The sequence below is a fragment of the Paracoccus methylarcula genome (assembly GCF_003007735.2).
In the GTDB taxonomy this organism is placed as follows: Bacteria; Pseudomonadota; Alphaproteobacteria; order Rhodobacterales; family Rhodobacteraceae; genus Paracoccus; species Paracoccus methylarcula.
Genome location: NZ_PXNQ02000024.1, coordinates 1 through 4150 on the forward strand (window position 1 = coordinate 1; position 4150 = coordinate 4150).

General features: G+C 57.6%; 5 protein-coding genes and 1 pseudogene. 3 read left to right on the forward strand and 3 right to left on the reverse strand.

Annotated features, from left to right (window positions below; genetic code table 11):
* From A7A09_RS21205 to A7A09_RS20430, 3 genes and pseudogenes are all read right to left on the reverse strand, one after another.
* Positions 1–218 (reverse strand): annotated as a pseudogene (locus A7A09_RS21205) (recombinase family protein); the annotation flags it as partial.
* Between the two features lie 463 nt (positions 219–681).
* Positions 682–1377 carry a response regulator transcription factor gene (locus A7A09_RS20425; protein ID WP_106693105.1) on the reverse strand — a complete coding sequence of 232 codons (696 nt, stop codon included), beginning with the start codon at positions 1375–1377 and terminating at the stop codon, positions 682–684.
* Entirely contained in the window at positions 1374–2819 is a 1446-nt protein-coding gene (locus tag A7A09_RS20430) for a sensor histidine kinase (protein ID WP_106693106.1), read from the reverse strand. The genes A7A09_RS20425 and A7A09_RS20430 overlap by 4 nt, the downstream gene beginning before the upstream one ends.
* A 251-nt stretch (positions 2820–3070) precedes the next feature.
* On the opposite strand from A7A09_RS20430, the gene A7A09_RS20435 reads away from it, so the two are divergent.
* From A7A09_RS20435 to A7A09_RS21210, 3 genes are all read left to right on the forward strand, one after another.
* A complete protein-coding gene (locus tag A7A09_RS20435; RefSeq protein WP_148043739.1) occupies positions 3071–3268 on the forward strand; it encodes a hypothetical protein in 198 nt (65 codons plus the stop codon).
* 210 nt (positions 3269–3478) lie between these two features.
* The gene (locus A7A09_RS20680) at positions 3479–3745 is read left to right on the forward strand and encodes a hypothetical protein (RefSeq protein WP_148043740.1); all 267 of its coding nucleotides are present in this window, start codon (positions 3479–3481) and stop codon (positions 3743–3745) included.
* On the forward strand, positions 3729–4150 hold a 422-nt coding region (locus tag A7A09_RS21210), incomplete at its 3' end, for a hypothetical protein (protein WP_211341202.1). The genes A7A09_RS20680 and A7A09_RS21210, both read left to right, overlap by 17 nt.

Consider the following 4150-nt stretch of genomic DNA (forward strand, 5'->3'; position numbering starts at 1 on the left):
ACCGATAATTGCGAAACCTCCGCCGACCCCGTCGCGGAGGTTTTTGCATGTCCACGCGCCGATTTCCGCGATCTTTCCGACTGTGCCAGCAGGTTGTCCAGGGTCTCGACTTCCGACAGGAAATCCGAGTTCTTGCGGCCAGCCGCAAAGCGTAGGATCGCGCCGAGATTGCCGCGAAGGACGATGGCTAGTTCGCCGTTTCCTGGAACCAGCGTCACCTAGTCTACCAATGAGCGCAGGATCCCGGCTGACCTAAACGACGGGCCGCATCGCAGCATCAGTTCGCAACTTTTCTGACTGGTTCCGAGCCTTGGACGTGACTTTGCAAATGCGGCTTCTTGCGCATAGTACTCATCAGGGCAATATGCAGCATCCTTCAAAAATGGGCTCAGGCCGAGGTTTCGCCGCAAGGCCGAAAATTCCGGCTTGCGGCGGCCCAAAATTGGTAGGCAGGGCAGCGGGTGTGTTGAGAGGTCCGGCAAGCGCGGCCATCCAGACATCTTCTCTGATGAGCCGACCTGATTTTGCACAGGAGCAGCGTCTGCGTTCCGCTCGGGTTCAGCTTGAAGATTAGAAGTTTCAGAGGAGAAGCTCGTCGCCCCCGACTGTGAATAAACCACGCATGAATGTGTGGCTCAGGCACGGTCGCACTAGGATATGCCTAAATATGACCGAACCACATCACGATGCACTCAATCCGGCGGTGAACGTATAGCCAACCCCGTAGACGACCTTGATCGGGGCAGGCAGGTTGACGCGCTCTTCGATCTTGCGGCGCAAGCGGCTGACCACGGCATCCAGATGTCGGTTGTCAAAGGGCCAGTTGGGACGGGCCAGAGCGTCCGCCAGTTCCTCTCTGGTGCAGATTTCTCCTGAATGCGCGCTCAGCATGTGCATGAAGGCGAATTCAGTTGCGGTCAGCTTCAGCACGTGGAGGTTCGGGGCGACCAGCGTCCAGTCCGCAACATTCAGAACCCACTGATCCATGTCGCCGCTGCCGGGATCGTCCAAACTTCCCGTGCGGCGCAAAAGACTGCGAATTGCGGCTTCGATTTCTCGCAGAGTGCTGTGCTTGACCAGGTAGATGTCGGCACCGCTTTCATAGCCGAGAATGCGATCATCCGTCTCGCCCAATGCGGTCAGCATGATGATGCCGCAATTACCTGAGCCGCGAATTTCAGCCGCGAGATCGAAGCCGTTGCCGTCCGGCAACCCGACATCGAGAATGACGATATCGGGCGGGGGGGCATTGGCAAGTGTCTGGCGCATATCCTGCGCCGTGGCGGCCCCCGCTGTGGTGTAGCCCGTCAGTTCGAGAAAATCGGTCAGATCCTGACGAAGGCGGTCTTCATCCTCGACAATCAGAATATGCGTCATGCCGGCAGATCCTCTGGCAGGGGCATTTGTTCCGATCCACGCGGCAGCGGCAGACTGACCATCGCCGTCATGCCCCGGTGCTCATTGGGGGACAGTTGCAGTTTGCCGCCGTGATAGGTGAGCAGCTTGCGCGACATATAAAGCCCAAGACCGGTGCCGGTTCCCGCCTGCGTATTCGAGGCCCGGAAGAAACGCCGGCCGATCTTGTGAAGATCGGCTTGCGGAATGCCGATGCCGTGGTCATGGACCCCGATGCAAATCTCGTGCTCACCTGTTCGGATATCGATATCGATCTGCTGATCCTCCGGCGAATATTTGAGCGCATTGTCGATCAGGTTGATCAAAACGGTTGCCAGCATCTCGGGATCGGCAAAAAGCAATGTTTCACTCTCCTCGACCGCGAAGCGCAGCCGTTCACCACGTCCGGTCAATTCGAAATGCAATCTTACATCCGCGACAAGCGATCCGATCCGGACCGGCTCGGGTTGAAATCCGGTGTCGCGGTCCTTGGCCATGAAACGCTCGATCAGCGAGACCAGTCTGTCGATCGCCTCGCCGATCGCGGCGATCCGGTCCTTCGTGGCATCGGGCGACCTGTTGCCGACAAGCGCGATCATGTCGGTCGCATTGCGGATGATGGCCAGCGGGGTGCGGAACTCATGACCGACGATTCGCATGAAATCGGTCTGCTCCTCGCGCAGGCCGCGTTCGGTTTCGAGGCTTGCGCTCAGCTTCGCCTCGAGCTGTCGTCGCATCGTGATCTCTCGCGACAGGGCGGCGTTCTTTTCACGCAGGTCGTTCGACAGCCGGGAGCTGACCATGAACAGCATGCAGGCGAAGAAGGCGATCTGGAATAGCGCCCCCTGAAGCAGATACCAGCTGTTATGATTGGCCAGAATCAACGATGTCTCTGAAAACGGCAGCCTGTGTTCGAATACGCTCTGCGCAATGCTGGAGGCCATGTATTCGACGAATATGCCGATGGTGATCCAACGCAGAAGGGTCGGTTGGGTCTTGTCACGGGCCAAGCCCAGACACATCACCGACATCATTATCAAGGTAAAGATGGTCGACATATGCACCCGGATGGCGACGTTGCCCGGATCAAGGGTGACGGCGATGCTCCAGCCGATGACATGCAATATGAGCAGCGATACCCCGATCCAGCTATAACGGGGCTGACCCAGGAAACGGGCAAGCCCCTCGGCGAGCAAAACGAGACCCAGCTTGATTGTGGTATTGGCCAGCACGATGCTCCATCCCGCCGGTTCCACGCTGCGCAGGATCATGAGGAAAAGCCCAAGCGCGATGGCTGCCAATCCTGCAGCAAGGAACTTCAGCTGGTAGAGATGCCGCCACGTCAGCCAGACAAAGGTCCAGGCGATGGCCTGCAAGCCGGCGATTGCGAATGTGACAACCAGGACAGTTTTGAGATCAAGCATGTCTGAGCTTCCTCCCGCCCCGCTTGCTGCTTCCTTGTCTGAATAACAGCTCAGCGTTGCAGGACTTCATGCAGGAGGCAAGCGCGGGATGCGGGATGCAAGATTTCCGCAGAATTCCATGGAATAGGTAGGTGGATTTTGAATCCGCACTCACGCTAGCGTGACCGGGCAACGATCCGGCAATTAAAAAACTCCGCCTGAACACCGGATCACCGACGGTCATGCCAGGTTTTTGAATGGGGAGTGCCATGATGACAAGCTATCCGAGAAACGCGAGGTTGATCCTGATCCCGTTGGTCCTGCTTGGGCTTGGCGCATGCAACTCGCCTTCCGCCGAAAACATATCGCCATGCGACGACTCCATGACAACCAAATGCCTGACCTCCTATGACGAATGGAGCTGGACGAACGGTGTTGCCAGTGGCGTTGCCAGCCTGGTGCAATACTGAATGGCAATCCGCAGCGACGTCCTGCGCGGTCGTCATATTGACGGCCGGATTGTCAGATTCAGTCAGAATTCCGCAGAATTGGTTCGTGGCGGGTCGGAGTCGGGTTGGTTAACGTCACTATATAGGGATTCGGTGGCGTAGGAATTTTATCCTCCACGCGGTTAAGCGGTATCACATGCGTTGCGGGCACCTCACAGGGGAGGAATGGCCATGGCAGGTTTATTTGCTGTGAGTGCGGTTTATGACGATGAAATTCGTTATCCGGCCCCGTATTCCGATAATTTTTCCTGTTTATCTAAACATACTGCTGGTGATTATTTGGATGAATCCAACTTTATTGATGTAGAAGACGGAGTCGAAGCCGGATATCGGGAAAAATATATATTATCTCGCGGCCCTCTCCACTCGTTCCTGAGTATTTCCTGTCGGAACCAATACAAAGAGAACGAGGGAGTAAGACATGATCCGCTCAGCTGACACCGCCAAGGCACGGCGCATAGGAATGCTGCTTTCCGGGACGGCACTGACCCATCCGGCAAATATCGCTTTTGTGCTGGCGCTGGTCAGCGTCGGGGCGACAGTATTGCCGCTGATGGTCGCGCCAGTGGAGGCGCAATCTTTACCCCACGCCGAGGGCGGGGAAGGTAGTGTCTTTGGTGACTTAGCTGGTGGCGAAGGTGGTGCGCCGGGACAGGCAGGCGAGGATGGAGCAGGTCCTTACGGGGGGGCCGGTGGAGCTGGTGGGGCGAATGCTGGCGATTCGGGAACTGATGGCGCATGGGGCGGTGATGGTAGCGGCGGCGGTGGCGGCGGCGGCGGTGCTCATGGCGGAACTCTCACGGGAGATCCCGCCGCCGATCTGACCGGCGGCGACGGAGGCGA

Bases quoted from the DNA above. Each gene is read 5' to 3' on its own strand.
- A7A09_RS20425 (WP_106693105.1), bottom strand. From the start codon at position 1,377: ATGACGCATATTCTGATTGTCGAGGATGAAGACCGCCTTCGTCAGGAT.
- A7A09_RS20430 (WP_106693106.1), bottom strand. From the start codon at position 2,819: ATGCTTGATCTCAAAACTGTCCTGGTTGTCACATTCGCAATCGCCGGC.
- A7A09_RS20680 (WP_148043740.1), top strand. From the start codon at position 3,479: ATGGCAGGTTTATTTGCTGTGAGTGCGGTTTATGACGATGAAATTCGT.
- A7A09_RS20435 (WP_148043739.1), top strand. From the start codon at position 3,071: ATGACAAGCTATCCGAGAAACGCGAGGTTGATCCTGATCCCGTTGGTC.